The sequence below is a fragment of the Aminobacter sp. P9b genome (assembly GCF_045345995.1).
Lineage (GTDB): Bacteria > Pseudomonadota > Alphaproteobacteria > Rhizobiales > Rhizobiaceae > Aminobacter > Aminobacter niigataensis.
In genome coordinates this window covers 2,274,878-2,300,617 of the sequence record NZ_CP150082.1, presented here as the reverse complement: position 1 = coordinate 2,300,617, position 25,740 = coordinate 2,274,878, and the positions used below count along the sequence as shown (strand labels likewise).

28 protein-coding genes and 1 tRNA gene are annotated in these 25,740 nt (G+C 61.6%); 8 read left to right on the top strand and 21 right to left on the bottom strand.

Translation table 11 applies throughout. The features are described 5' to 3' along the window. The first annotated feature begins 49 nt into the window (after window positions 1-49). The 6 genes from WHT83_RS11365 (at window position 50) to WHT83_RS11340 (ending at window position 5,267) form a co-directional block, all read left to right on the top strand. Complete coding sequence (locus WHT83_RS11365) at window positions 50-385, top strand: VOC family protein (protein WP_406873827.1); 336 nt, start codon at window positions 50-52, stop codon at window positions 383-385. A 120-nt stretch (window positions 386-505) separates the two neighbouring features. Beyond that, window positions 506-580, top strand: a tRNA-Gln gene (locus tag WHT83_RS11360). Window positions 581-916: 336 nt separating this feature from the next. Continuing rightward, window positions 917-1,288 (top strand): nuclear transport factor 2 family protein, encoded by a 372-nt coding sequence (locus tag WHT83_RS11355; RefSeq protein WP_406873826.1) that lies wholly within the window; start codon window positions 917-919, stop codon window positions 1,286-1,288. Between the two features lie 240 nt (window positions 1,289-1,528). Beyond that, entirely contained in the window at window positions 1,529-2,344 is an 816-nt protein-coding gene (locus tag WHT83_RS11350) for an N-formylglutamate amidohydrolase (RefSeq protein WP_406873825.1), read from the top strand. After that, window positions 2,341-4,209, top strand: a complete 1,869-nt coding sequence (locus WHT83_RS11345) for a flavohemoglobin expression-modulating QEGLA motif protein (RefSeq protein ID WP_406873824.1) — start codon at window positions 2,341-2,343, stop codon at window positions 4,207-4,209. Before WHT83_RS11350 ends, WHT83_RS11345 begins: the two co-directional genes overlap by 4 nt. 11 nt (window positions 4,210-4,220) lie before the next feature. Continuing rightward, on the top strand, window positions 4,221-5,267 hold the full coding sequence (locus tag WHT83_RS11340; RefSeq protein ID WP_108608899.1) for a glutathione synthetase: 1,047 nt from the start codon (window positions 4,221-4,223) through the stop codon (window positions 5,265-5,267). A gap of 247 nt (window positions 5,268-5,514) precedes the next feature. Here WHT83_RS11340 and WHT83_RS11335 read toward each other — a convergent pair whose 3' ends face one another. Next, window positions 5,515-5,748 (bottom strand): hypothetical protein, encoded by a 234-nt coding sequence (locus WHT83_RS11335; protein WP_183263605.1) that lies wholly within the window; start codon window positions 5,746-5,748, stop codon window positions 5,515-5,517. Window positions 5,749-5,998: 250 nt separating this feature from the next. On the opposite strand from WHT83_RS11335, the gene WHT83_RS11330 reads away from it, so the two are divergent. Both WHT83_RS11330 and WHT83_RS11325 read left to right on the top strand, forming a co-directional pair. Continuing rightward, entirely contained in the window at window positions 5,999-6,271 is a 273-nt protein-coding gene (locus tag WHT83_RS11330) for a hypothetical protein (RefSeq protein WP_183263606.1), read from the top strand. Between the two features lie 206 nt (window positions 6,272-6,477). Beyond that, window positions 6,478-7,143, top strand: coding sequence for a BA14K family protein (locus WHT83_RS11325; protein WP_406873823.1), 666 nt, complete (start codon window positions 6,478-6,480; stop codon window positions 7,141-7,143). Between the two features lie 79 nt (window positions 7,144-7,222). Here WHT83_RS11325 and WHT83_RS11320 read toward each other — a convergent pair whose 3' ends face one another. The 20 genes from WHT83_RS11320 to WHT83_RS11225 form a co-directional block, all read right to left on the bottom strand. Further along, window positions 7,223-7,933: an XRE family transcriptional regulator gene (locus WHT83_RS11320; RefSeq protein ID WP_183263607.1), complete on the bottom strand. Its 711-nt coding sequence runs from the start codon at window positions 7,931-7,933 to the stop codon at window positions 7,223-7,225. A 60-nt stretch (window positions 7,934-7,993) separates the two neighbouring features. Beyond that, window positions 7,994-8,596 (bottom strand): HupE/UreJ family protein, encoded by a 603-nt coding sequence (locus WHT83_RS11315; RefSeq protein WP_108608903.1) that lies wholly within the window; start codon window positions 8,594-8,596, stop codon window positions 7,994-7,996. A gap of 39 nt (window positions 8,597-8,635) precedes the next feature. Then, a complete protein-coding gene (locus WHT83_RS11310) occupies window positions 8,636-9,514 on the bottom strand; it encodes an urease accessory protein UreD (protein WP_406873822.1) in 879 nt (292 codons plus the stop codon). Then, complete coding sequence (ureG, locus tag WHT83_RS11305; protein WP_108608905.1) at window positions 9,511-10,158, bottom strand: urease accessory protein UreG; 648 nt, start codon at window positions 10,156-10,158, stop codon at window positions 9,511-9,513. Before ureG ends, WHT83_RS11310 begins: the two co-directional genes overlap by 4 nt. Before the next feature lie 4 nt (window positions 10,159-10,162). Beyond that, the gene (gene ureC / locus WHT83_RS11300) at window positions 10,163-11,875 is read right to left on the bottom strand and encodes an urease subunit alpha (protein WP_108608906.1); all 1,713 of its coding nucleotides are present in this window, start codon (window positions 11,873-11,875) and stop codon (window positions 10,163-10,165) included. 14 nt (window positions 11,876-11,889) lie between these two features. After that, window positions 11,890-12,585, bottom strand: coding sequence for an urease subunit beta (locus WHT83_RS11295; protein WP_406873821.1), 696 nt, complete (start codon window positions 12,583-12,585; stop codon window positions 11,890-11,892). A 15-nt stretch (window positions 12,586-12,600) separates the two neighbouring features. Beyond that, entirely contained in the window at window positions 12,601-13,284 is a 684-nt protein-coding gene (locus tag WHT83_RS11290) for an urease accessory protein UreF (RefSeq protein ID WP_406873820.1), read from the bottom strand. Continuing rightward, window positions 13,281-13,733: an urease accessory protein UreE gene (gene ureE / locus WHT83_RS11285; RefSeq protein ID WP_108608909.1), complete on the bottom strand. Its 453-nt coding sequence runs from the start codon at window positions 13,731-13,733 to the stop codon at window positions 13,281-13,283. The genes WHT83_RS11290 and ureE overlap by 4 nt, the downstream gene beginning before the upstream one ends. A gap of 75 nt (window positions 13,734-13,808) precedes the next feature. Continuing rightward, window positions 13,809-14,504 carry an urea ABC transporter ATP-binding subunit UrtE gene (gene urtE, locus WHT83_RS11280; RefSeq protein WP_183263611.1) on the bottom strand — a complete coding sequence of 232 codons (696 nt, stop codon included), beginning with the start codon at window positions 14,502-14,504 and terminating at the stop codon, window positions 13,809-13,811. Continuing rightward, window positions 14,497-15,294: an urea ABC transporter ATP-binding protein UrtD gene (gene urtD, locus WHT83_RS11275; RefSeq protein WP_406873819.1), complete on the bottom strand. Its 798-nt coding sequence runs from the start codon at window positions 15,292-15,294 to the stop codon at window positions 14,497-14,499. Before urtD ends, urtE begins: the two co-directional genes overlap by 8 nt. Window positions 15,295-15,297: 3 nt before the next feature. Beyond that, entirely contained in the window at window positions 15,298-16,404 is a 1,107-nt protein-coding gene (gene urtC / locus WHT83_RS11270) for an urea ABC transporter permease subunit UrtC (RefSeq protein WP_406873818.1), read from the bottom strand. 25 nt (window positions 16,405-16,429) lie between these two features. Continuing rightward, on the bottom strand, window positions 16,430-17,320 hold the full coding sequence (gene urtB, locus WHT83_RS11265) for an urea ABC transporter permease subunit UrtB (protein ID WP_108608912.1): 891 nt from the start codon (window positions 17,318-17,320) through the stop codon (window positions 16,430-16,432). Window positions 17,321-17,395: 75 nt separating this feature from the next. Continuing rightward, on the bottom strand, window positions 17,396-18,643 hold the full coding sequence (locus tag WHT83_RS11260) for a transporter substrate-binding domain-containing protein (protein WP_108608913.1): 1,248 nt from the start codon (window positions 18,641-18,643) through the stop codon (window positions 17,396-17,398). Between the two features lie 482 nt (window positions 18,644-19,125). After that, window positions 19,126-19,734, bottom strand: a complete 609-nt coding sequence (locus WHT83_RS11255) for an ANTAR domain-containing response regulator (RefSeq protein WP_108608914.1) — start codon at window positions 19,732-19,734, stop codon at window positions 19,126-19,128. 13 nt (window positions 19,735-19,747) lie between these two features. Continuing rightward, the gene (locus tag WHT83_RS11250; protein ID WP_406873817.1) at window positions 19,748-20,902 is read right to left on the bottom strand and encodes a transporter substrate-binding domain-containing protein; all 1,155 of its coding nucleotides are present in this window, start codon (window positions 20,900-20,902) and stop codon (window positions 19,748-19,750) included. Between the two features lie 255 nt (window positions 20,903-21,157). Then, a complete protein-coding gene (locus WHT83_RS11245; RefSeq protein ID WP_406873816.1) occupies window positions 21,158-22,291 on the bottom strand; it encodes an aminomethyltransferase family protein in 1,134 nt (377 codons plus the stop codon). Between the two features lie 216 nt (window positions 22,292-22,507). Continuing rightward, window positions 22,508-23,125 (bottom strand): HupE/UreJ family protein, encoded by a 618-nt coding sequence (locus tag WHT83_RS11240; RefSeq protein WP_406873815.1) that lies wholly within the window; start codon window positions 23,123-23,125, stop codon window positions 22,508-22,510. A 49-nt stretch (window positions 23,126-23,174) separates the two neighbouring features. Next, window positions 23,175-24,221 (bottom strand): arginase family protein, encoded by a 1,047-nt coding sequence (locus tag WHT83_RS11235; RefSeq protein ID WP_406873814.1) that lies wholly within the window; start codon window positions 24,219-24,221, stop codon window positions 23,175-23,177. A 25-nt stretch (window positions 24,222-24,246) separates the two neighbouring features. Next, complete coding sequence (locus tag WHT83_RS11230) at window positions 24,247-25,320, bottom strand: agmatinase family protein (protein ID WP_108608919.1); 1,074 nt, start codon at window positions 25,318-25,320, stop codon at window positions 24,247-24,249. 21 nt (window positions 25,321-25,341) lie between these two features. Further along, window positions 25,342-25,731: a hydrogenase maturation nickel metallochaperone HypA gene (locus tag WHT83_RS11225; protein ID WP_183263615.1), complete on the bottom strand. Its 390-nt coding sequence runs from the start codon at window positions 25,729-25,731 to the stop codon at window positions 25,342-25,344. Window positions 25,732-25,740: the final 9 nt, after the last annotated feature.

Sequence of the window (25,740 nt, the reverse complement as noted above, 5' to 3'; positions counted from 1 at the left end):
GCCATTCACCTCGTATAGAACATATCAAGAACATACTCTGGAGACGACAATGAGAAAAACCGGCAAGCTCGACTACATCGAAATGGCAGCGGTCGGCGGCACGCTCGACCATGTCAAATCCTTCTACAGCGCGGCCTTCGGCTGGACCTTCACCGACTACGGCCCAGGCTATTCGGCCTTTGCCGAAGGCCTCGACGGGGGGTTCCAGGCCGAAGTGGCGGCCAAGCCGCTGCCGATCCTCTATTCCGAGTCGCTGGAACAAACGCTCGCCGCGGTCGAAGACGCCGGCGGCACCGTTATCAAGCCGATCTTCTCGTTCCCGGGCGGCCGGCGCTTCCACTTCGTCGATCCGGCAGGCAACGAGCTCGCCGTGTGGGGCGAATAACAGGCACTTTTGGCAGAGGAAAAGCGGCAAAGGCGCGATTGTGCTTTTGCCGCGCACTGAATATAAGGCGGCGGTCGATTGACTCGCCTGCGGCTCGATAATTGCAAGCCTGCGGCCTGTTGGGGCGTCGCCAAGCGGTAAGGCATCGGTTTTTGGTACCGACATTCCCAGGTTCGAATCCTGGCGCCCCAGCCATCCTATCCACAAGCCATTGAATCAACCGCAGATCAGATACTTGCGAATCCTTACTCCGACGTTCGTTTGAGAAGGTGCACGAAACTGAGGCGCCGGGCGATGCACGTTTGATAGCGAACCCCACGACAATCGCCTCCGGCCTGCACAATCCCAATAGCGGTCAACCCGCCAAACATGGCGCGCATCGGGATCCCCGAAGCCGAAGCAGGCATGCTGTTCGCATTGTGCCCTGACAGTTGTAGGATAGCATCCCGACAGCACCCACAGGCTCAAAGCCTGGGCACAGAACCCACGCGAGCAAATCCTCGGGCTTTTCTCACTGGACGGAGACGGGCGATGGACATTCGGTCGACACTGACGGGGCTATCTGAGGCCTTCAACGCGCACGATCTTGACCGCATCATGGAGTTCTTTTCCGACGACTGCATCTTGGAGATGCCGAGGGGAAGCAAGCGTTGGGGCTCCCGTTTCGAGGGCAAGCCGAATGTACGAAACGCGCTGGCAACACGCTTCGAAGGCTTGCCTGATGTCCACTACGGCAACGTAGAGCATTTTGTAGATGCGGCGGCCGATACCGGCATCTCAAAATGGACCCTCACCGGCACCACCCGCGGGGGAACGGGAATAGAGGTCCAAGGCTGTGACTTCTACACGTTTCGCAACGGCAAGGTGTTCCGCAAGGACTCCTACTGGAAAATCGTTGAGTAGTTGAGCCTCAATTGGCCAAGCAGTTTGGCCGTTACCCGGAGTGGTCGCAGCCAGCAAACAGCCTCGAGCGACCCTCCGAGCGCCGGGCCGCCGCACATTGCCGCAACGACACTCGAAAACGCCTCTGGAAGACCGCTGGGACATGGGAAACAGCGCATCAGGTGAGGCCAGGTCCGGCCCTGACATTTTTTGGCTCGCGAGGAACCGGAACCGTCCACCGTCTCCGCGCATTTTGATCGCATGGACACGCTTACGACAGATTCGGACGGATCGCCGACAGGCTGGACCATCAAGCCGGGAGAATCTCCCGTTGTCGGGACAGCTATCCATAGTGGCAATGATTTGGGTCGGGCTTGCCAGCCGCTCATATGTCTTGCCGACGCCGACCGGCGGCGAGAGGAAGATCCGTTTACCGAGCGCTTCATCGCTGATTTCGCAACCCAGATCATCGTTCATCGATCGCGCTTTCAAGTCGACTTGAACCGTGCGCGTGAGGCTGCGGTCTATCTGGCGCCGGAACAATCCTGGGGTCTGAGAGTCTGGCGAGAGCAGCCGTCCGAGGAGATCGTGACGGAGGCCCGCGCCTTCCACGATGCCTACTACGGCGAGTTGAAGCGTGTGCTCGGGGAAATAGAGAAGCGCTACGGCAGGTTCGTGCTTGTCGACGTCCACAGCTACAATCACCGGCGCGATGGTCCGGAGGCAATGGCCGCATCGCAAAGAGAGGCACCCGATATCAACATCGGCACGTTTTCCATGGACCGGGAGCGCTGGGCGCCGGTCGTCGACGCCTTCATCGAGACCCTGCGCAGCCACCCCTTCAATGGCAAGCCTATCGACGTGCGTGAAAATGTGTCTTTCCAGGGCAAGGGTGAACAAACGCGCTTCGTCCATGCCAACTTTCCCAACACCGGATGCGCCATCGCGGTCGAGTTCAAGAAGGTTTTCATGGACGAATGGAGCGGTGAGCCCGACCAGGCCGCGATCGACCAGTTGCGCGCCATGCTTGCGTCGACAGTGCCGGTCCTAGAGGCGGTGCTGCGAGGCATGGGATGAAGCCTAAGCTCGTCGAACCGGCATCTGTGCTAGCGCACATCGAAGCTGACCTGGACGCGCTGCTGAATGCGGGAAAACCCATACGCCATGATTTCGCCGATGGCAGCCGTTTGCACATAGACCGGCCGCTACCCTTTCTCTGCGTCTACATAGGACCCGATCACACCGCAGCATTCGATGCCGCCTCCGCCAACGCCTCCTACTTGGTCACAGGCGATTCAAGCCTTGCCGGCGAAGTAGCCCGGCTGGTGGCGACAAGGATGCGTGGCCGCTGCGGCGCGTTCCTGGTCATCGACATGGGAGAGTTGGCCGAAGACCGATACCTCACCCACGATGCACCGTTCCTGCCGCCTTTCGAAATTGCGCTGGCCAGCGGCGACACCGTGGCGGAAAAGGCTGCACTCAAGCGCTTCACTGCGGCTGCCTCCGAACGAGAGGCAAAATATCGGACCCCACGCGTCGGCGACCTCAATCCCGTCGCATGCGAAGAACCGCGGCTTTCGGATGTTCTCGGCGACATTGCATGCCTGACCGTGCGCTTTGCGCCGATCTATCGGATGCCTGGCGGCAAGCGTATCTACCCCGCCTTGCGCGATCTTGTGGTGGCCAACATGGTCGATTCCGCGCTGCAGGCGGTCAGCGCTTTCCTCAAGGCGTCGAAGTTGGATCCGCCGATAACACATCGTTCACTGGGGCGGCGTGTCTTCATTGACGCGGTCGCCCGCGCCGACCGGGACATAGACAAGGTTGCTTCGGCTTTCGATTTCCTGCTCGCGGTCACACCGATCAATGCCGAGCAGGCCTGGCTGGAATTCGAGGCAGGTGGATTCAAGCGGGCGCCAACGCTGCTGTACAGGCCACTTGAGTTCGAGGTCACCGCAGAGAAGCGGAAACTCTACTCGGTCTCGCTCGATCATCTCGAAGATCCGCTTCTTGCCGGGCTGCTCTCCGAAAAACAGCAGGAACTCGACCTCCAACTGTCGATGCTGGCGGCGCGCGAAACCCCTCGCTTCGCTGAGCTTGGGCGTGCACTCTACGGAAGCGTCGAGCCGGACTTGGCCGCAAGGGCGCGACGCATTCTCGAAAAGGCGCCTGCCCCCAAGCCGTCGATCAGGCAGAAATGCCTCGGCGCCGACACCGTTGCCACAGCAGCGCGAGACATGATCTCCCGATACCGCACTGCCTATCCCGACTTCGAAGCGTCGGTGGAAATCCGCGCGGACCTGCCAGCCGGTCTCCTGGTCTCTCGGAACCGGCTGCTCGTGTCGCGCGATACCAAGCTCGCACCGGAGCGCCTGATGGCGCTGCTCAGTCACGAGATCGGCGTTCACCTGCTGACCTACTTCAACGGTGACATGCAGGGGCTTGCCATCCTGCGCAGCGGCCTCGCCGGTTATGAGGGCATGCAAGAGGGGTTGGCTGTATTGGCGGAATATCTCGTCGGCGGCATGACACCGGCACGGTTGAGGCTGATCGCGGCAAGGGTTCTTGCGTGCCAGGCGATGCTCGGTGGCGCGGCGTTCGAAGAAACCTTCCGGTTCCTCCACGAGGATCTCGGGCTCGACCGCCGCAGCGCCTTTAACGTGGTGTTGCGTGTCTTCCGGGGTGGTGGTTTTGCCAAAGACGCCATCTATTTGCGCGGCGTGATGCAGGTGCTCGATCATCTGAGGAACGGCGGCAGCCTGACGCCGTTCTGGATCGGCAAGATCTCCGCCGCCCATTTCGGCGTCATCGAGGAGTTGAGCGCGCGCGGTCTGCTGCGGGCGCCGCGGCTCGAACCTGCGTTCCTGTCATCCGAGGTGGCAAAGCCGCGCCTCAAGAAGGCGATGGCCGGGATGGATCCGATCGACATGATTGCAACATGACTGGAGCCCCGATGCGCATTGCCCTCTTCGTCAATTCCGTCGAGAAAGAAACTGCCGGCTACACGACGACCACGCTTGCGCTGACAGCAGTTCAGCGCGGACATTCGGTTGTCTATCTAGAGCCAGGCGACTTCATTCTACGGCCGGATGACAGCCTGGCTGTCAATGGCGTGGTCCTGCCGGCCACTCCCTACAAGACCGCCGAAAAGCTGCACATTGCCTTGCAGGACGCGAAGAATGAGAAAAAGACCTTTTCGATAAGCGACATCGACATATTGTTCCTGCGCAACGACCCGTCGCTCGACGCGACCGACCGACCATGGGCCGCCAATGCGGGCATCATGTTCGGGAGGCTTGCCGCGGAACGCGGGGTGATGGTGGTCAACGATCCGGATGGGCTAGCCCAGGCACAAAACAAGCTCTACCTCCAGGCCTTCCCCGAGGTGGTCAGGCCGGCGACGTTGATATCGCGCAGCATTGCCGAGATCCGCGCCTTCATCGACAATCAGCCAAAGGGCTGTATCGTCAAGCCGCTCCAGGGATCGGGCGGCAAGAATGTCTTCCATATCGCGACCCCCGACGATTCCAACCTGAACCAGATCTTCGAGGCGGCGAGCGGTGACGGCTATCTGATCGCGCAGGCCTACATTCCCGAGGCCAAAGCGGGTGACGTGCGCTTATTCCTGCTGAACGGCCGGCCGCTTGAGCGGGATGGTAGTTACGCCGCCTTTCGCCGGGTGCCAGCCAAGGGTGACGTTCGGTCCAACATCCATGCCGCCGGAACCGCGCGCAAGGTCAAGGTAACGGACAAGATGCTGGCACTCGCCGAGATTGTGCGCCCGAAGCTGGTGAGCGACGGCATGTTCCTCGTCGGGCTCGACATCGTCGGTGACAAACTCCTTGAGATCAATGTCTTCACGCCCGGAGGGCTGACAAGGCTATCCGCAATGTACAAGGCGGATTTTGCCGCAACTGTCATCGCCGTTCTGGAAGAGAAGCTGGCGCTACGCCGAGCCTACGGAATGACCATATCGAATGCCCGGCTAGCGACGCTTTAAAGGCCTGCGGCTGCCCCGCCGGCAGACCCTGTCGCAGTGGAAACGAGATTCCGAGAAGTATTCTCGGCGAGGACGACGGACGACTGACCCTGGGCGCATGAGATTTCGCCGAATGCTCGTGTCATGCGGCAGCTGCTGCACGAACTCGCAGCTGGTCTAGCTTGGCCTTCCTGTTTCACCCGACACCGCCAATCTGGCGCGCCCCTGCCGCTGGGTTGGACCCTCCTGACAGGACCTACGGGCGTTTTCAGGCGGAACCTGGATCGCCGCTTCCATCGGGATTGAGAACGCCGAAATCTTGCGACTTCGCCCCCACGCCCGCTTCCAGGAAACCTTCCGCTGCCAATCCTCGACGCAGCAACTCGCGAACTGCGGAAGCCCGGCTCGGCATCCTGCTTTGGAAACGGAAATCCTCGACAGCCGCCAGTTCATCGGCATTGAGCATTATCTGCAGGCGTTCGCCTCTCTCAAGCTCAGGCATCGACACCACCTTTTTCGGCATAAATGTGCTGAATGAGTAAGTGGCTAAAATATGTAGCTTATCCCAAACCTAGTCAAGACTGTCATGGTCTAAACCGCTGTCGCATTTTCATTCGGCGGCCAAGCCTAATTATGGCCTCTCCAAGCACTTGCATTATTTGACTAACTATATGATTTTGTTATTTAATTTGAATATTTTGTTGCTAAAACCTCGTTCTGGAGCGATGATGCGGTATCAAGGAGACACCCAGATGCGCGCACTGTCCCAGGACCTGAGAAACAAGATATCGGCGGCCGTCGCAGCCGCCAGATCCGCGAGACCTATCAATGTCGTTGCGATCGCGGAGGAGATCCAAAACCGGAACCCGCACGAGAACGTGGCGTTCGAGGACATCTTGAGTTGTGTCTTGGATATCGCGCAGTGCACCGGGGAGCCGATATTATTTGAGAGGCGGCCCAGCACTGCTGAAGGCGCCGAAATCAACGGTCGCGCCACGCGATATGCAGGCTCGATCGACAACTAGCTCCGACGTCGCTGGACCGGCTCCGGCAAGGGCCGAGGACGTCGCCCCCGTCGCACCCGACCCAGTTGAGATGCTCCCGGTCGGGCCGTTGCCCGCCCTCCACTGCGACCGGTGCCGCCTCCTTCCGTCTTGGCGGCGAATCTATTCCGACGGAACCACCATGGACGTCGCGCATTTGTGCCAGGAGAGATCCACAGGAGCGCGATATGAGACCCCTGCTGATAGCCGTGAGCGGCCTTGGTTTGGCGCTGGTCATGTTCTTGAGTGGGCTGATTGCTGCCACTGCGTTCTTCACGGCCGAGCCGGAACGACAACTCGCCCTGGCCACGGACACAAACGGCGTTTGGACCGACCACCCTGTGAAGGTGAATCCAGCAGCGCAAGCATTTGATCGCCTGGCAGCCCGGCCTGCCTTGCAACAATTGCCCGCCAAAGCCCCAACCCAGGTCGACGCGACCAGCGTTGTGGCCGACGTCGCGAATATGGAAGGAGCGTCCCCCTCGATCGAGGCCAGCAACCAATCTCAGGACGGTCTACAGGCCGAGACGATTGCAGCCCATTTGGAGTGGTGTTCGGAGCGATACCGTTCTTATCGCGCCGACGACAACAGCTACACTGCCTACAGTGGCGGGCGGCGCGAATGCGTCTCGCCATATTCCGGTGCGGGCAACGATTCAACGGACGGGTACGGTTACGAGGAAACCACATACCGGCCATCGGCAGGGCGAGTCGAACTGGCCTACGTAAACGAGGAGGCTGATTACGTCAGCGCAGATCATGCAGAGTCCTGCTTCAGCAGGTATCGTTCATATCGATCCGAAGACAACTCCTACCAGCCTTACGATGGTGGTCCTCGCAGGCAATGCCGCTGAATGACGGGCCTTACCAGAGCGCGGGTAGGCGCCTGCAGTTCGGTTGACAAGCTCTCGTATTCGCCAACCAAGACCCCGATCAATCCTCTCCGCCCTGCGGATAAGAAATGATCGACAGGAAGCGGATCGGCAACCGGGTCAGCTGTTCGGGGCCGTGCGGGGTGTCGGCTTCGAAGAAAAGGCTGTCGCCGGGAGCCATATGGTAGAGGTTCGCGCCGTGCCGGTAGGTGATCTCGCCTTCGAGCAGGTAGAGGAACTCCATTCCCGGGTGCTGGAACAGCGGGAAGGTGTCGGTGTCGCTGGCCAGGGTGATCAGGTAGGGCTCGACCGACACTGCGCTGGAGCCGGACCCGATATAGCCGAGGAGGTTGTATTGATGGCCCGCCCGCGTGCCGCGCCGCTCGACCCCGACGCCTGCCCCCGCCTTGACGAACACGGCGCTGCGCTCTTCCTCGAAGCTCCTGAGCAGCGCGGTCATCGGCACGCCGAGTGCCTGGGACAGGGCCTGCAGCGTGGTCAGCGACGCCGAGATGACGCCGTTTTCGATCTTCGACATCATGCCGACCGAGATGCTTGCGGCGCTGGCGAGCTCGGTGGCGGTCATGCCGTGGCGTTTGCGGCAGGCCCGCACCTCCCGGCCGATCGCCGCCTGCAGTTCATTCTCCCCAGGCGCGCGAACAGCGTGCGGGTCCTGCTGCAACGGCAGCGATACGGCTTTCCTGCCGGCACCAGCTCCGACCCGGGGGAACCCGACAGGGCGGGCCTGATGTAGGGGGACTGAAATACTCATCCTGGCACCTCCTGTCGGGCATACGCGTTGTGCTGCGCTTGCGCAGCGGCAGATGGCTTCTCAGACGAGACCGGTCACCACGCCGACACCAGCGACAGCCGCCACTGCGCCGAGCGAACGGACAAGCAGCGCGCCCCTCGCCCCGCCCTTGCCATCGAGCAGCAAGCCGAAGCCGAGGCCCGCCGCATGCAGCGTTGCGGTCGCAAGCACAAAGCCCAGGCCATAGACCAGGCCGCTGGCGCTCTCCGGCATCTCGGCGCCGTGGGCATAACCGTGGAAGACCGCAAAGAAACCGACCAGCGCCATGGCGGCAGCTACGCCGGCGCGCAGGTTGAAGGCGACAACGCCGCCGAGAACGACGATGGACAGGCCGATGCCGAGCTCGACGAAGGGCACGGCGATGCCGGCAAGGCCAAGCACCCCACCCAGCACCATCACCGCAACGAAACTCGCCGGCACCAGCCAGCGGGCCCGGCCGCCAAGTTGGGACGCGAACAGGCCGACCATGACCATGGCAAGGACGTGGTCGAGCCCGCCCAGCGGGTGGGCAAAGCCGTGGGCGAAACCATCGACATGACCGAGACCGGTATGAGCGTTGGCGAGGCTTGGCGCCAGGGCGAAGGCGGCCAGCGCGGCGGACCTGGCGAGAGACTTGGTGTTCATGATCGGCTTTCCTTCACGGTTGCGATGTGAGTGCGGTTGTCATTTGCGTCGTGGCACTGGCTGGATACCGAAGGCCGCGGCCACGGCGAGCTCGAAAAGGCTTTCGCCGATGCTGCGGGCAGCGATCGCATCGGCCGCCAGGCAGCGCAGGCCAAAGCCGGCCCCATTGGCAAGTGCGCTCACCCCTACGATCGCCGAGGCCATATGGTTCAGCGCAACAAGTGCTTCGGCTGCCGGAAGCCGGGTGGGATCGCCCAACAGCATGAAGTTGGACACGACCTTCCAGCCGCCGATGGGCGAAGCCGACCCTGCGATATCTGCGCCGCTGACCTCAAGATTGTCGCGCACGAGCAGCCGGCCTGCCGCGTCGCGGATCGAGACATCGGAGCCAAGCCGGTCGAAGGAACGCAAGCGCCCCTCCGGATCGTGGCAGGTAAAGGCATCGGACAATAACAGCACGGCGCCGGGCGCGAGCCGGGCCCGGATGCTGCTTGAACTGGATGCACCGGGAAACAGCACCAGCGGATCGGGCGTCACGGCCAGGAAGGCATTCTCTTCCAGGGCAATCTCGGTCACCTGGTGCGCCGGCTGGCCATGGCAGTCATGAACGACAGTTGCCGCCTGGGTGGTGATATGGGCTGCCGCACCGGCACCGAGTTCGTAGCGGCTCGTCAGCCTGTCGTCACGATAAAGTCCGCCCGAGGAAGACTGCTGATAGACCGTCAGCAGCGAGGGAATGGCTCTATCGAGCACGAACGGCCGTGTCATGTGGAACGGGTAGCAAACGAACTGGCGGCCCAGATGGGTGCGCGCGCCATGACGGGAGAAGGCGAGCTCGAAACGGCCACAGCGTGCCTCGGCCTGGCGCGGCTGTACCAGAGCGTAGGTAGCAGGCGGTTGGGGCCAATGGCTCGTCATCTGAACAACACGTCCGAAACGATGCGGTCGGCGATCGCGTCGATCCCGTTATTGCTGCGGCAATTGGTGAGCGCCATCGGCCGGCCAGCCCGCGCGGTTGCGGCTTGCGCTGCCATCGCCTCGAGATCGACGCCGACATAGGGGGCGAGATCGGTCTTGTTGACCACCAGCAGGTCGCATTTGAGGACGCCGGGACCCTTCTTGCGCGGAATGTCGTCGCCGCCGGCAACGTCGATGACGAACATCCACCAGTCGACAAGATCGAGCGAGAAGGTCGAGGCGAGATTGTCGCCGCCGCTCTCGATGAGGATCAGCTCGACATCGGGAAACAGCACTTCCAGATCGTCGGCGGCGGCGATGTTGAGCGTCGGATCCTCGCGGATGACGGTGTGCGGGCAGGCGCCCGCCTCGACGGCTGCGACGCGAGCCGGGTCGATCAGGCCCGAGCGGCGGATGCGTTCGGCATCCTCGGCCGTCACCAGATCGTTGGTGACGATCGCCAACGACACGCCGCGCGCGGCAAAGGCCGGGATCAGCCGTTCGATCAGTGCCGTCTTGCCCGAACCTACGGGCCCGCCGATGCCGATGCGGGCAGCCCCCACGCGCGAGGCTGACGATGTGGCGGAAGAAGTCCTGGCGTCCATGATATTACCTCAGCATATAGCGTTGGGTCAGCGGCAGCTCATGCGCCGGCTCGCAGGTGGCGAGTTCGCCGTCGACAAAGACATCGAAGGTCTGCGGATCGACGCGAATGTTGGGACAGGCATCGTTGCGCAGCATGTCCTTCTTCGTGAGGCCGCGATTGCCGCGCGACGGCAGCAGCGCCTTCTTCAGGTCGAGCGTCGCGGCAAGGCCCCGGTCGATGGCAAGCGGATTGACGAAGCAGGCCGAGAGCGCCTGCTTGGCGCGTCCGAAGGCGCCCCATTGCGGGCGCAGCAACAGCGGCTCGCAGGTCATCAGCGACGCGGCGCTGTCGCCCATGGCACCCCAGGCGATGAAACCGCCCTTGATCACCAGCTCCGGCTTGATGCCGAAGAAGGCAGGCCGCCAGATCACGATGTCGGCCATCTTGCCGTCTTCGAGCGAACCGACGTGCTCGGCGATGCCGAAGGTGCGGGCCGCATTGATGGTGTATTTGGCGACGTAGCGCTTGATGCGTTCGTTGTCGCCAAAGCGCGTCGCCTCCTCAGGCAGGCGGCCACGCTGCTTCTTCATCTTGTCGGCAAGTTGCCAAGTGCGGCAGATCACCTCGTTGATGCGGCCCATGCCCTGGCTGTCGGAGCCGAGCATCGAGATCGCGCCGATATCGTGCAGGATATCCTCGGCAGCGATGGTCTGGGCGCGGATGCGGCTTTCGGCAAAGGCGACATCCTCGGGGATCGCCGGGTTGAGGTGATGGCACACCATCGTCATGTCGAGGTGTTCGTCGAAGGTGTTGACGGTGTAGGGGTTGGTCGGGTTGGTCGAGGACGGCAGGCACCACGGCACGCCGGCGACACTGATGATGTCCGGCGCGTGGCCACCGCCGGCACCTTCGGTGTGGTACATGTGGATGGTGCGGCCGTTGATGGCGGCGAGCGTATCTTCGAGGAAGCCGGATTCGTTCAGCGTATCGGTGTGGATCTGGACCGGGAAATCGAGCTGGTCGGCCACTGTCAGGCAGGTGTCGATCGACGCCGGCATGGTGCCCCAGTCCTCATGGAGCTTGAGGCCAAGGCAACCGGTCTCGATCTGCTCGACCAGAGAGGCCGGCTTGTGCGAATTGCCGCGGCCGAGGAAGCCAAAATTGATCGGCCACTCTTCCGCCGCCTGCAGCATCTTGCCGACATTGAACGGTCCGCCGCAATCGATGCCGACGGTGATCGGCCCGAGCGAACCGCCGAGCATGGTGGTGATGCCCGAGGCAATGGCATGATCGCACAATTGAGCGCTGTCGAAATGCACGTGTACGTCGAGCGCGCCGGCGGTGGCGATCAGGCCCTCGCAGTCTCGCACCGTGGTTGCCGCCGACACGATCAGTCGCGGGTCGACACCGTCCATGATTGCCGGATTGCCGGCCTTGCCGATGCCGACGATCTTGCCGTCCCGGATGCCGAGATCGCCCTTGACGATGCCGACCACGGCATCGATCACGGTGACGTTGCACAACAGGAAGTCGAGCGCGCCCTCGGCACTGGTGACGCCGGCGGCAAGGCCGGCTCCGTCACGCAAGGTCTTGCCGCCGCCATGCAGGCATTCGTCGCCATAGACGGCATAGTCCTTCTCGACGACAGCGACGAGCGAGGTGTCGCCGAGACGGAAGCCGTCGCCGGTAGTCGGGCCATACATTGCCGCATAGTCGCGGCGTGACAGTGTCGCCATGGTCGTTCCTCCCCTCAGGCGCCGCGGAAGCCGCGGGCGCGGGCGTTATCAAGGGCAGCGGCCTTCACCGCCGCATCGTCGGCCGAGCCGTTCGACAGCCCGTTGAGGCCGGAGAGCTGTTGCTGCCCGCCGAAAGTGGTGAGCGGCACGTCCTTTTCCTGCCCCGGCTCGAAACGCACCGCCGTGCCGGCGGCAATGTCCAGGCGCATGCCGAAGGCAGCCGCGCGGTCGAAGTCGAGCGCCTTGTTGACCTCGAACAAATGGTAATGGCTGCCGATCTGCACCGGACGGTCGCCAGTGTTGACCACCTTCAGAGTGAGCTTGCGGCGCCCGGCGTTCAGCTCGATCTCGCCCTCTTCGGTGATGATCGCGCCTGGCTCGAGGTCGTCGGCAACGGCACCGGCGGCCGGTCGTAGCGGCTCATGCACGGTGACCAGCTTGGTGCCGTCGCGGAACGTCGCCTCGATCTGCAGCATCGGCAGCATCGCCGCCACGCCGGGCATGACATCAGCCTGGGTCAGGATAGCGGAGCCGATCGACATCATCTCGGCGACCGAGCGCCCTTCCCTGGCGCCTTCGAGGATCTCGTCGGAAATGAGCGCGACCGCTTCGGGATAGTTGAGCAACAACCCCTTGGCCCGTCGTTTGCGCGCAAGTTCGGCCGCCGTGTAGATGGTCAGGCGTTCAAGTTCGGTCGGGGTCAGCAACATGGCGTGCGCTCCTCATCAATTCGAAAACAGGCGCTGGCCGGACACGCCGTGCATGGCGACCGCGATCTCGCAAAGCGGCGTGAACGAACGCAACGCCTCGCCATCGGCGACCGGCCTGCTGCCCGCGGCTTCGATCGCGGGCAGCGCCCGGGCCATCGAAGCCTGGGCGTCGATGGCCCCGATCAGGCCTAGCCGCACCGCAGCCGTCGCCAGCGAGGCGACCATCTGGTAGCCGCCGATCGCAACGGCCGTCGCCTCGTCGAGGCCGAGCGCCTGCCACACAAGGCCCTGGACGACGGCGAGGTGGCCGCAGGCGCTGCCATTACGGACCATTCCGCGATAGGCAGTTGCTCCCTTGGTTCCCAGGCGCCCGTGGGTGGTCAGGAGGGCCGTGCCGTTGCGGCGCGAGCCCGACCGCAGCCCCTCGACGAAGGTCGAGGCCTCGACCTCGCGGTCCAGTTCGGCAAGTGCGTCGAGATCGCCGGCAAGCCGAAACGCCCGCACCAGCGCGACACGGTCCGCGTCGGCCCAGCGGTGGCGGATCTGGGTGTCTACGAAATCGGCGAAATCGAATGCACCCAACCGGTCGGCCAGCGACGACGATGCCTCGAGCCCTTGCGAAAAGGCAAAGCCGCCTGACGGGAATTGCCCGTCGGCATGCTGCAGGGCGACGAGCAGATTTGTTGCCGAAAGGCTCATTCGGCCTCCTCCGTCAGCTTGACCCGACCGCCCGAGACCAGGGCTTCGATGCGCGCGGCATAGGCCGAGGCCGGCCCATCCTGCGCCACCAGAAGATCCTCGCCGTCGAAGCGCACCCGCCAGTGGAGATTGCCGGCGTGATAGCCGAGTTCCAGCGCATCGCTGGCCGAGTGCGGCGTGATCCTCAGCCAGCGCTGCTCGCCGGCCCTGACGATCACCGCGCGGTGATCGTCGAGCACTAGGACAGCACCGTCGTGCAGCTTCTGGTCGCGCGGCAGGGTGATCGCCACCTCTTCGCCCTTGTCCGTCCGCGCCATCAGCCGCCGCCGGTCGAGATCGCCGGCCGCGACCGTCACGAACTCGACCGCATGGTGATGTTCGAGATGGTGGATGGCCTCGTGCAAGGCCGGATCGCTTCGGCTGCCTAGAACACTTTCAACTCGCAGCATCTCAAAATCCTCTCTGCTCTAGACCATTCGTCGGTGTCATTGGATATCCCGACTGCCAAAAAAGCCACGGCGGCTCTAAAGGCTCATATGCTTGTGGATCAGCTCGTTGCTGAGGTCGGCGGTTTCGCCAGCTGCAGCGACTTGTCCCTTTTCGAGGATGGCAAATCGATGCGCAGCAGTGCGCGCAAAGCGTATCTTCTGCTCCACGAGGATGATGGTCAGCCCATGATCGCGGTTGAGCGAAATAATCGCTTTTTCGATGTGCTCGACGATGTTCGGCTGGATGCCCTCAGTCGGTTCATCGAGGACAAGAATGCTTGGATCCGTAGCGAGTGCCCGGGCAATCGCCAGTTGCTGCTGCTGGCCGCCGGAAAGGTTGGTGCCACGTCGGTTCAGATGATCTTTCAAGAAGGGAAACAGGGTCCAGACCAAAGGAGGGACCGACATCTGGCGATCCGTCCGCGCGTTGCAGCCAAGCAGGATATTGTCGAGCACGCTGAGCCCTGGCACGATTTCACGTCCCTGGGGCACATAACCGATGCCGCGCCGCGCACGTTCATAAGTAAGGTCCCGGCTGATCTCGGTGCCTTCGAACTCGATCGCGCCCTTGGTCTGCACGGTGATGCCGAGCAGGCTGCGCAACAGGGTCGTCTTGCCCACGCCGTTGCGCCCCATGATGCAGAAGACCTCGCCCTTGCGAATTTCAAGGTTGAGATCGTGGATGATGTGGCTGGTTCCGTAGAACACGTTGAGGTCTTTGAATTTAAGCATGGCTGAGCGTCGCCGATCCAAGATACGCCTCGATCACTGCGGGGTTGCGTTCGATCTCCTCCGCGGTTCCCTCGGCAAGCACTGATCCCTGGTGCATCACGGTAATGGTCCGGCAGATGCGGCGGACGAATGCCATGTCGTGCTCGATGACCAGCACGGTGTGTTGGCCTGCAAGGTCGAGCAGCAACTCGGCTGTCTTGTCGGTTTCGGCAGAGGTCATCCCTGCAGCGGGCTCGTCGAGGAGGATGATCTTGGGGTCCTGGCTCAGGACCATTGCCAGTTCGAGCCATTGCAGTTGGCCGTGCGACAGTTCCGATGCCTTGCGCTTCATCGAACCGAGCAAGCCGGTCCTTTCTGCGACGGCAATCTCCCTGTCGCTTGGCCTGGGCTTCACCCGGTCGAACAGGTTCTGGAAAACACCGACCCTGCGGTTGCTGGCAACCTGCAGGTTTTCCAGCACGGTCATGTCCTTGAAAACCGTTGGCGTCTGGAACTTGCGGCCAACGCCGCTGCGGGCAATGGCGGCCTCCCCGATGCCGGTGATGTTGCGGTCATGCAACCAGATCTCGCCCTCGGAGGGCAGCGTCTTGCCGCACAGGAGGTCGAGCAAGGTCGACTTGCCGGCACCATTGGCGCCGATGATCACCCTGAGCTCACCGTCGGCGATCGACAAATCAACGTCGCGTACCGCCGGAAATTCGTCGAATCGCACCGTCAGATTCTGCGTCCGCAGAATGGGCGCAGCCGATGCCAGTGCCGCAGCTTGAGATGGCCTGTGAAGGGCATTCATCGATCATGCCTCCCTTGCGGACAGTTCGGCTTCGGCGAAGCGCTCGGCCTTGCCGGAGCGGTCGACCAAAGCCTTGAATATCCCGGCAATCCCGTTCGGCATGAACAGGACGACGAAGACAAAAAGCAGACCCAATATGATCGGCCAGACCGGCTGAAAGGTCGCGCTTTCGCTGGCCAGGGAGCCGACGAAATTGACGATCAGAGCGCCAATACAAGCACCGAGCAGCGATGCACGGCCACCTGTCGCAGCCCAGATCACCATCGAGATGCTCAATGACGTCGCCATCAGTGACGGCGTGGCGAACTCGGAAGTCAGGGTGAACAGCATTCCCGCCAGGCCGGCGACACCGGCCGAAACGCAGAAGATGAAGAGCTTGTAGTTCTCGACGTCGTAGCCGAGGTAGCGGGCACGCGCTTCGTCCTCGCGAATGGCCTTGAGTATCTGACCTATCCGCCCTGACAGCATGTAGCGTGCCAGGAGGATCACCGCGAGGAGCGTGAGCGCGACGGTGTAGTAGGCACTCGGGCCATAAGGGTCGAATTCAAAGCCGCCAATATTCAGCAGCGCAAGGTTGGCGAGGCCGTTGAAGCCGCCGGTGAGCGGCTGGTTGTTGATGATCAGCAACTGCCCGATCAAGGCGAAGGCCAGCGTGATGATGCTGACGTAGACGCCGGTCGTCCGTCGCTTGAACATGACGTAGCCGATCGCGGCAGCCAAAATGCACGGCACGACGATCCCAGCAATCATGCCGACCGTGATGGATCGAAACGGAATCCACAGGAACGATCCGGTGGTGACGCAACACAGATCGCGGACAGCATCCGGCTCCATGTTGAGAAGCATGAGTTGCGGTACCGGATTGTTTTCCGGCACGGCCAGGGTCAGCGACATCGCCAGCATGTAAGAGCCCATGCCGAAAAAAAGTCCCTGGCCGAGGCTGAGGATGCCGGCATAACCCCACGACATGCTGATGCCGATCGCGCAGATCGAATAGACAAGGTAGATCGCGACGCGGTTGGTCCAGAAGCTGTTGAGCACGAGCGGAAGCGCAAGCACAACGGCGAAGAACACTACGTATGCGACTATGGAAGCGGTGCGGTATGTCATGCGCTCGTCCATGTTGCAGCCAAGCTCAGCGGCTCTTGGTGACGAAGAGGCCCTGAGGCTTGAAGAGGAGAATAAGGATCACGACGGTGAACAGGACCGTTCGCCCGTAGACGTCGTTTGCCCAGGTGGCGACGAAGCTCTGGACTTCGCCGAGAATGCCTGCCGAGGCCATGGTGCCGAGCAGATGGCCAACGCCGCCGGCGACGACAACGAGAAAGGCGTCGACGACATAAGGCGTTCCCATGTCGGGTGACACGGTCTTGAAACCCGACACCAGCACGCCCGCAATGCCCGCAAGTCCGGAGCCATAGGCAAACGCCAGCATATTGACGCGCTTGTCGTTGATACCGCAGGCGGCCGCTGTATTCCTGGCAACCGAAACGGCCCGAAGCTGGCTGCCGAAACGCGTCTTGAAGATCAGCAACCAACTGATGGCGCCCAGTGCCAGGGCGGCCACGAACACGAAGGCCCGATAGACCGGTATGTTGGCGCCGAAAACACGTATGGCCTGCTGCAGTTCCGCGGGAACCGGGACGTTCTGAAGGTCCGAGCCGAGGCCGTCGATCTCGATGCCGAAGAGCCCGAGCCCAAAGTGAATGCGGATGAGCTGCTGCAGTATGAGCGCGATGCCCCATGTCGCCAGCAAGGTATCGAGCAGCCGCCCGTAGAGCCTGCGAACGACAGTTCGCTCGATGATCAGCCCAAAGGTCGCCGTCACCAGAAACGCCAGCGGCAGGCAGAGATAGATGTTGAAGCCAAGGTGCTTGGTCGCCAGGACCGTGGTGTAGGCCCCGATCATCACCATCTCGCCATGGGCCAGATTGATGACGTTCATGGTGCCGTAGATAATCGCCAGGCCAAGGGCGACCATGAAAAGTATCGATGCGATACTCAAGCCAATGACAAATGTTTCCATGCCGCTTTCATCCGCGTCTGTCGAGGGATCGTGCCGGCGCGAGCATCCGCGCCGGCAAAGCTGGCTGATCGGGGACTAGAGCGTCGCCCCGCTTGTCGCGCAGACCCGCTTCTCTGCCGTCTCGCCGACGCTCGAGTAAGGCAGCGGCACAAGCGGCTCGGCGTACTGATCGACAACGTCGAGCAGGCCGTCGGCACGGGTCTTGCCGATGCGCGGCGTCAGGTAGCTGTGCAGGTTGTCGGGATCGACCGTGACCTTGCCCTGCGGCGCGTCGAAGGACAGGCCACCAACACTGGCAACAATGGCCTCCGGCGCGAGATCGCCGGCCTTTTCTGCTGCCATTGCCCACATGTTGACGCCGATATACACCGCCTCCATCGCCGCGTGGGTCACAGCGTCAGCTCCGGCATAGGCCTTGAATGCCTCGACGAAAACCTTGTTCTGCGGCGTGTCGACGGTCTGGAAATAGGGTAGCGAAACGTAGCTTCCCAGCGCGTATTCAGGACCCATCGCCTTGATCTCGACTTCGGTTGTCGTCGAAGAACACAAGGGGAGCTTGTCGAAATCGTAGCCCTGGTTGCGCAGTTCCCGGTAGAAGGCAACGATGGAGTCGCCCACGACGTTGGAGAAGATGACGTCTGCGCCGCTCGAGCCGATCTTTGATACCATCGACGCCCATTCGGTATGCCCGAGCGGGAGGTACTCGTCGCCGACAACCTCCATGCCGATTCTTTCGCAGATCGTCTTCGAGGTCTTTGCCATCCCGCGGGGAAAGGCATAGTCGGAGCCGACGATGAAGACCTTGTTCTTGCCGAGGCTCTTTTTCAGCCACGGCAGGGAATTTTCCAGCTGCTGGTTGGGCACTGCCGAGCCGGCGTAGAGCACGTTTTTGGAACACTCCTCGCCCTCGTACCAGGTCGGCCAGACCAGCAGTCCCTTGCGCCGCTCCACCACCGGCAGCACAGCCTTGCGGCTGGCTGTGGTGTAACAGCCGAAGATCACCGGAACCTGGTCCTCGATCGTGAGCTTGCGCGCCTTTTCGCTGTATATGCGCGGCTCGGATGCAGGGTCTTCGATGATTGCACGCAGCTGGCGGCCAAGAACGCCACCCCTGGCGTTGATTTCGGCAATCGCCATCTGGGCGCACTGGTTCATCGATTTCTCGACGATCGCCGTGGTGCCCGTCAGCGAATACATGATGCCGACAGGAATCTCATTTGCCGCCCAGGCTTTGCCCCCGAGTCGCAGGATTGCCGGAGCTGCCAGTCCGACAGCCGCAAGACCCGATGCTTTAAGAAACGTACGTCGATCTTGGTTCTTCATTGTTCCTCCTGTTCGCCTCTATGTGCGATTCATTTTTAGGAAGCCGCCCCATTCGCGGCCGTGCAGAACGTGTACTAGAACGATGTGATCATAAACTTTTATTCAGTATCCTTTTTCGCTCTCCTTTTTCTGCAAAAATACATTTAACAATTTCACTCAAACTTTGGAGGAGTGTACTTAGCTTCTTCGTTTTTATTATTTGACGTTACGATCAAAACGCAGATGCCCTCCCCTTTTTGGACAGCCGAAATTTGGCCAAAGCAATGCCGCGCACGCGTTCGCACGCGCTAGCCAATGAGCGTCGGTAATCGCTGCAATCTGGACCAACGGCTGCCAACAGCCCTGTCGGGAACAGCCGAAAACAAAAAAACCCGCCAACTCCGTTCAGGAGTTTTGCGGGCTACACAGCCTGTCGGTGCTGACGACCTTGTCCCGCACCGTATCGACGCTCAGGCTTCACCCGGCGTCAATTATTTTTCATTCTAGTCACGCATCTCTTTGAAGGTCAATAGCTCATGTGCGTTGATGATCGCACTCGCCAGATCGTCCATCGGAACGCGCTTTGCCATCGCCTGCCGACGAATGTTTTCGTAGGCGTCATGCTCGGTAAGCCCTTGTGTTTCCATCAGAATACTCTTGGCCCGCAGGATCCGGTTGTTTCCGGCCAGCTTTCGCTCGAGCTTGCGGATTCGCTTGCCCGCATTCTGCCGTTCGAGCCAAAGAGCGCGCGCGATCGTCAGATTGGTCAGCAAACCAAATGGGCGGATCGGCCGCTCGATGACTGCCAGCGCACCGCACTCCAGGACCACCTGAAGTGTACTTGGGTCTTCGTAAGTGACCACCGCCACCAGGGCGGGGTCGGACGGCTGCACCGGGCGAAACAGGCGCAGGATCTTTTCCCGGTTCTCCTGCTCGATCGAGACCAGGACCACCACCGCGGTCGGGCTTATCGCATCGGGCAGCGGCCACGTTGTTTCACAGCTGCAGCCAATACGCCGTAGGTGCTCGACCAACGCCAATCCCTCCGGATCTGGCGGATGGATGACTTGAACGCGCAAGCCTTTCAGGTCCTGGAGTATCCTGGTTGGCACCGAAAACGATCCGCTATGCTTTGCGTTTCAGTTGATGTGGCTTGTTCATCCAATCATCAAATGACGCGGTGACAAAGTAAGGATCCGGCCTGACTCTCGTTTCGGATTGCCAGATGACGTCGAACTTGCCTTCCGAATTGACCCGCCCAATCCGCGACCAGAGTTCCGTATGATGATTGTCGGGGTCAATCCGTATGCGGCCTTGCGGTGCATCGAATTCCAGCCCGGCCAAGTGTTTGGCCAAAGCCTCCGGCTCATCCGTGCCGGCCAGTTCCAGAGCCTTGGCGTAGAGATGTACCTGGAAATAGGCGGCCTCGGCACCTGCCGTGACAGGAGCATTGGGGCCAAAACGTTTCTTGTAGGCGGAAACAAACCGCTGCGCCTGTGGCGTGTCCAGAGTTTCGAAGAACGACGCCGAAGTCAGATGCCCGGCTGCAACCTCGGGCGCCATCTCGGCAACTTCGGCTTCGGTTGTCGTCAGGCTGGCGATCGGCATGGTTTCGGCGTCGAAGCCGGCGTCCTTGTAGGCCTCGTAGAGCATGACCGCGCCGGTGCCGACGACCGTCGACACCACGATGTCCGGCTTCAGCTTCTTGATCTGCTTGATGACCCGGTCGAAATCCTTGCGGTTGGCTTCGACAGGGACATAGATCTCGTCGAGAATGGTCCCGTTGGCCCTCGTCACGAGATCCATGACGACACGATTGTACTCATAGGGGAACACATAATTCGAGCCGACCAGGAGGAAGCGCTTGCCGTAATTCTCTATCAGATACCGCGCGAGCTGGACCGCATTCTGGTTGGATGACGAACCCGTATAGAAACAGCGTGTCGAGTACTCGAACCCCTCGTAGAAAGTTGGGTAGAACAGCAGTCCCCGGTAGGATTCTATTTCCGGAAGGACGGCTTTTCTCGCCGATGACATATAGCATCCGAAAATGATCTTGATGCCATCCTCGGCGAGAAGGCGAACGGCCAGTTCCTGGTACTTCTTGGCAGAACATTCCGGGTCATAAAAAACAGGCTTGATCAGTCGCCCTCGAACGCCGCCTGCTGCGTTGATCTCTTCTGTTGCCAGGCGTGTCGCGTTCGCTTCCGCCATCTCGGCCGCAGCAGTGACCCCGCTGCTGGAAAACAAGACGCCAATACGCCAGTCGACATTTGCCATGCGATCTATGCCACCTATTGAGCAGGTCGAAACAAAGTACTCCGGTCATCAGCGTGAGCCGGACAGATTCTGCTTGGGGAGATTTGGGAAACGCCACTGTTTCCGGTGCCATAGAAATATCCTGCCGGCCGAAGAAAGGCAACGCGCCTGAACAGCATTACGTATCAGGACCGTCACTCCGTCCGCAGGGGAGACCCGCCCGAGATTGCCAGCGTTGCCGGCATCAGGCTGATCGATCCCCCGCTACTTCGGATATTACCCCTTTGCGGTCCGCTTTTTCTTTTCCGGATCGTCAAAGGTCAGCGTGTGGGCAACTGCGTTGGCCCTCAGCGACTTGCCGCGGACTTCCAGCTTCACGCCTTGCCTGGCATAAGGCACATCGAGACGGGCGATCGCCATCGATCGCCTGGTCAGCTTCGAATAGGACGGGCAGGTGATGACGCCGACCTTCTTGCCGTCGGCCCAGACCTCGTCGCCGAGATCGGCCATCTGGTCGCCCTCGATCAGCATGCCGAAGATCTTGAAGCGCTCGTTGCCCTTCTGGCGGTAGTGCTCTTCCGCGCCGCGGAAGCCGGTCTTGCCAGGCGAAACAGTGAAATCGAGGCCGAGTTCCCACAGGCTGTCGCCGACGGGCTGGCCCGGGATCGGGTACATCTGCGAATTGTCGTAGGGATAAAACAGCAGGTAGCTCTCGACGCGCAGCAGGTCGAGCGTGCTGAAGCAGCATGGGATGATGCCCATATCCTTGCCTTCGGAAAGGATCGTATCCCAGACAAGGCGCGCATCCTGGCCGCGCACGAAAATCTCGTAGCCACGTTCGCCGGTGTAACCGGTGCGTGAGATCGTCACCGGGGCGCCGAACAGCGTCGTGTGGATGTGGTGGAAATAATTGAGGTCGCGGATTCCGGGCACATGCTTGGCCAGGAAATCGACCGCCACCGGCCCCTGCAGCGATAGATCGTGAAGATCATCGTCGAACAGCACGGCACAATTGCGCCCGGCCGCCTGCTTGATGATCTCTTCATGCGCGGTGCCGGTTCCGCTGACCAGCATCCAGGAATTGGGTCCATTGCGATAGAGCACGCAATCATCGGTCAGGTGGCCGCGCTCGTTGAGGATCGCGGCATAGACCGAACGGCCCGGCTGAATCTTGGCCACGCTGCGCGTCGTGATGTACTCGAGGATCGCAATTGCGTGCGGCCCGATCAGGTGCATCTTCCGCAATCCCGAGACGTCCATCAGCCCGGCCTTGGTGCGGATCGCGACGTGCTGGTCAAACGGATCGGCGTCGTAGGTCCAGGCAGTTCCCATGCCGCTCCAATCCTCGAGATTGGAGCCCAGTGCGCGATGGCGGTCGCCGAGGGCGGTAAAGCGCCAGCTCAAAGTCATCTTGTTCCTCCGGTCATTTTGGCAAACAGGTTTCGTGCCGGCGTCGCTTCGCGCGCCAGGGAGCTCATTCGTTCGTCGCTTCGCAGAGAATGCGACAGATCAGGATACGGAGGTTTCAGCCGTGTGGCCGAAGCGATGGGCCTGAGCGCCCTCCAACGCTCAGGCCGGGCGGAGGCGGCTGGGCGCCGACTCCGCCAATCGCCTGGTTCGACCCGATCAGCCGGCCAGGCCGGCTGCCAGCACAACGCCTGCGGCGGCGATGCCGCCACCGCCCACCTTGAGCGCGTTGCGCCAGGACAAGCGGGCGACGAAGCTGGCAAGCGAGAAGCCCAGCGCATGCAGCACAACTGTCGAAGCGACAAACCCCAGCCCATAGAGGAAGGCATTGCTGGCAATCGGCAATTCCTGGCCGTGGGCGAAACCGTGCAGGCCGCCGAAGGCAACCGTCATCGCAAAGGCCGCGCCGAATGGCACGCGGCTGCCCAGCGCAACGATCGCGCCCAGCAACACCACCGAGCCGGCAATACCCAGTTCGACAAAGGGAAGCGACAGTCCGGTCATGCCAAAGACCGCGCCGGCGATCATTCCGATGACGAAGCCGAGCGGCAGCCAGCGAAACACCGGCTCATTGTCTGCATTCTGCCCGGCCCAGATGCCTACCCCCGCCATGGCCAGGATGTGATCAAGCCCGGAGAGCGGGTGAGATAGCCCAGCGCCGAGACCACCGGCCTCGGGTAGAAAATGCGCGTAGCTCGGCATCGTCGACGCGGCATATGCAACGGCAACCGCTGCAGCGAACCGCGTGACCTTTGTTGTGTTCGTTGTCGTGTTCACCATCAACTCCTGTGGCCGGCCGCAGCCGGCCTGTCCAAATGGTTGTCTTTTACTCTGCGGCGACCAGATCGGTGCGGCGCAAGCTGGCATCGATGACGTCGCCATTTTGCGCCGCCAATGACGCCATCAGGCGCATGATGACGCACGCCGCCAGGCGGGCCGCCGTACCGCTGATGTCGAAGATCGGGCATAGCTCGGTGAGATCGATGACGCTGACACTGCCGCGCTTTGCGATCATGTCAGCGATGCGCATCATCTCACGCGACTCGATGCCGCCTGGTTCCGTCGAGGTGACGCCGGGTGCCGCCGACGAATCCATGACGTTGAAATTGAAGCTGAGATACTGCGCGTCGGTATCGCCCCAGACCCGCTCGATCGAGCGCTCGACCAGCGGATAGATGCCGCCGTCAAACAGGTCGAACATCGAGTCATATTGCAGACCCCGCTCCTTCGACAGGTCGACATGGTCCTTGGGGTTCATGGCATTGCGAGCGCCCAGATGCGCGACATTCCTGATGTCGAGATTGGGCAGTTCGGTGATGCGAGCCATGGCGCACGGGGCGAGATTGCGCTCGCCGGCCCAGCTGTCGGCCATGTCGAGCTGGGCGCTGAAATGCATGTAGCCCATCTTCTTGGAGGCACCGATATGATCGGAAAGAGCGCGTGCCGCCGCAATCGAAATCGAGCGGTCGCCGCCGCAGATGATTGGCGTGAGACCGGACTTCAGGACTTCGCGGACCGCACGATAGATGCGCTCATGAGCCACCTCGGGGCTGACCTTCGGCATCGAAACGTCGCCGCAATCGACAGCCTTGCCATGCAGATCGACATTGTATTCGAACCAGTAGGAGAAGTACTCCTGCGAAACGAGGCGGAACTCGCGCGGGCCGTCTTCCGATCCGGGCTTGCCGACATTGCCTTCGTCGAAAGGCACGCCGACAAAGGCGTATTTGGCACCGCAGGCCCTGAGCGCTTCGGCATTCAGCGGCACGTGGGCCGAACGCAGGAACGTGATCAGGCCTGGCGCGCGGTAGTTGTCTCCGGCATCGCCGCCAAGCGGCGAGAACAGGTGGGCGTAGGATTTTGCTGGGTTCATGACTTAATCTCCTCCCTGAGAATTCTTACGGTTGCTTGCCCTGCTGGCGCAGAGTTTGGGCACGCGAGCCGAGATAGTGGTAGATCATGTTGACCGTCATCTTGGCGCTGATCTGGCTGGAGTCGAAATACGGGCAAAGCTCGACGACATCGAGAATGTCGCAGCCGTGGCGGCCGGCGATGCGCGCGAACTGGATCGCTTCCCGCCCCTTGAGGCCATAGCATTCCGGCGAGGTAGAGCCGGGCATGCAGCTCATGTCGATCGAGTCCGTATCCCAGGTGAAATAGAGCGTATCTGCGTCCTTCTTCACCCGTTCGAAGATCTCGTTGGCGCACACTTCCAGTCCGCGCTCGATCATCTCGGGCATGGTGACGACACGGATCTCGTTGTCGACGTAGAAGTCCCACCAGTCCTTGGGATTGAGGCCGTTGCGCGAGCCCATATGCGCCATGTTCCTGGCGTTGCAGTTGGGCAGGTCGAGCGCGCGCGGCGTGCCCGAGCAGTTGGTGATCAGGTTGCCGGCCCAGTCGGGTCCGGCGTCGAGGTGGCTGTCGACATGCAGGTAGCCCATCTTGCCGCTGCCGGTAAATTTCGACAGCGCCTTAGCGCCGGGGATCGGCAGGGAGTGATCGCCGCCGAACAGGATCACCTTGGCGCCGCCTTCGAGGCACTCGGTGACGTAGTCGGTGGTGTATTCCTGCGACTTGATGTTGTTGCCCGGCACCGTCGGCACGTCGCCGCAGTCGACGACACGGAAAAAACTCAGCAGGTCGACGTCGTATTCGAACATGTAGGGAAAATACTGCGTCGTCGCTTCGCGCAGCCCCGAAGCGCCTTGCGAGGCGCCGGCGCGCACGATCTGGCCCTGGTCCCATGGAACGGCCAGGAAGCAGATCTTGGCACCCATTTCGCGGATCTTGTGGCGATCCGGCGGGCAATAGGGCGCGCCCATGAAGGTGGCGAGCCCCCTGGATTTGAACGAGCCGTTATGCAGCTTCGGAGAGTAGATGTGGTCATTCTCGCCGAACTGCTCGGCGGGGCCACGATGTTGATGTGGCGTGAATTGCCACTTGGCTATGTCTGCTTTTCGATCAAGCATGCTGTTCCTCCCAACAGGTAACTACTGAAGTGTTTGCCCAACCGGGGCCAACGCCGGATGTGGAGCTTCTTCCTCAAGCTCGATGTGGGTCAGTTCCATCTCGCGCCCAGACAGCACCTTGCGCGAAGGCCTCCCGCAGTCCGTGCAGCGAAGATTGGAAAGAGAGAGCGGCGAACGCGCCTCGGCGCAGTGCTCGCAGAATATGGTCAGCGGCACTTCCTCGATGTGCAGCTTGGCGCCTTCGCAGAGCGTGCCGCGCGTTGCCGGGCCGAAGCAGAAATAGAGCGAGCGGGCGATGCCGCACATGACGCCGAGACGCACATGCATTCCGGTGACCCGGGCGCGGCCGTTGCGCGCGGCGTGATCGCTGGCGAGGTCGATCAGGCTTGAGGCGATGGTGAGTTCGTGCATGGCGCCACC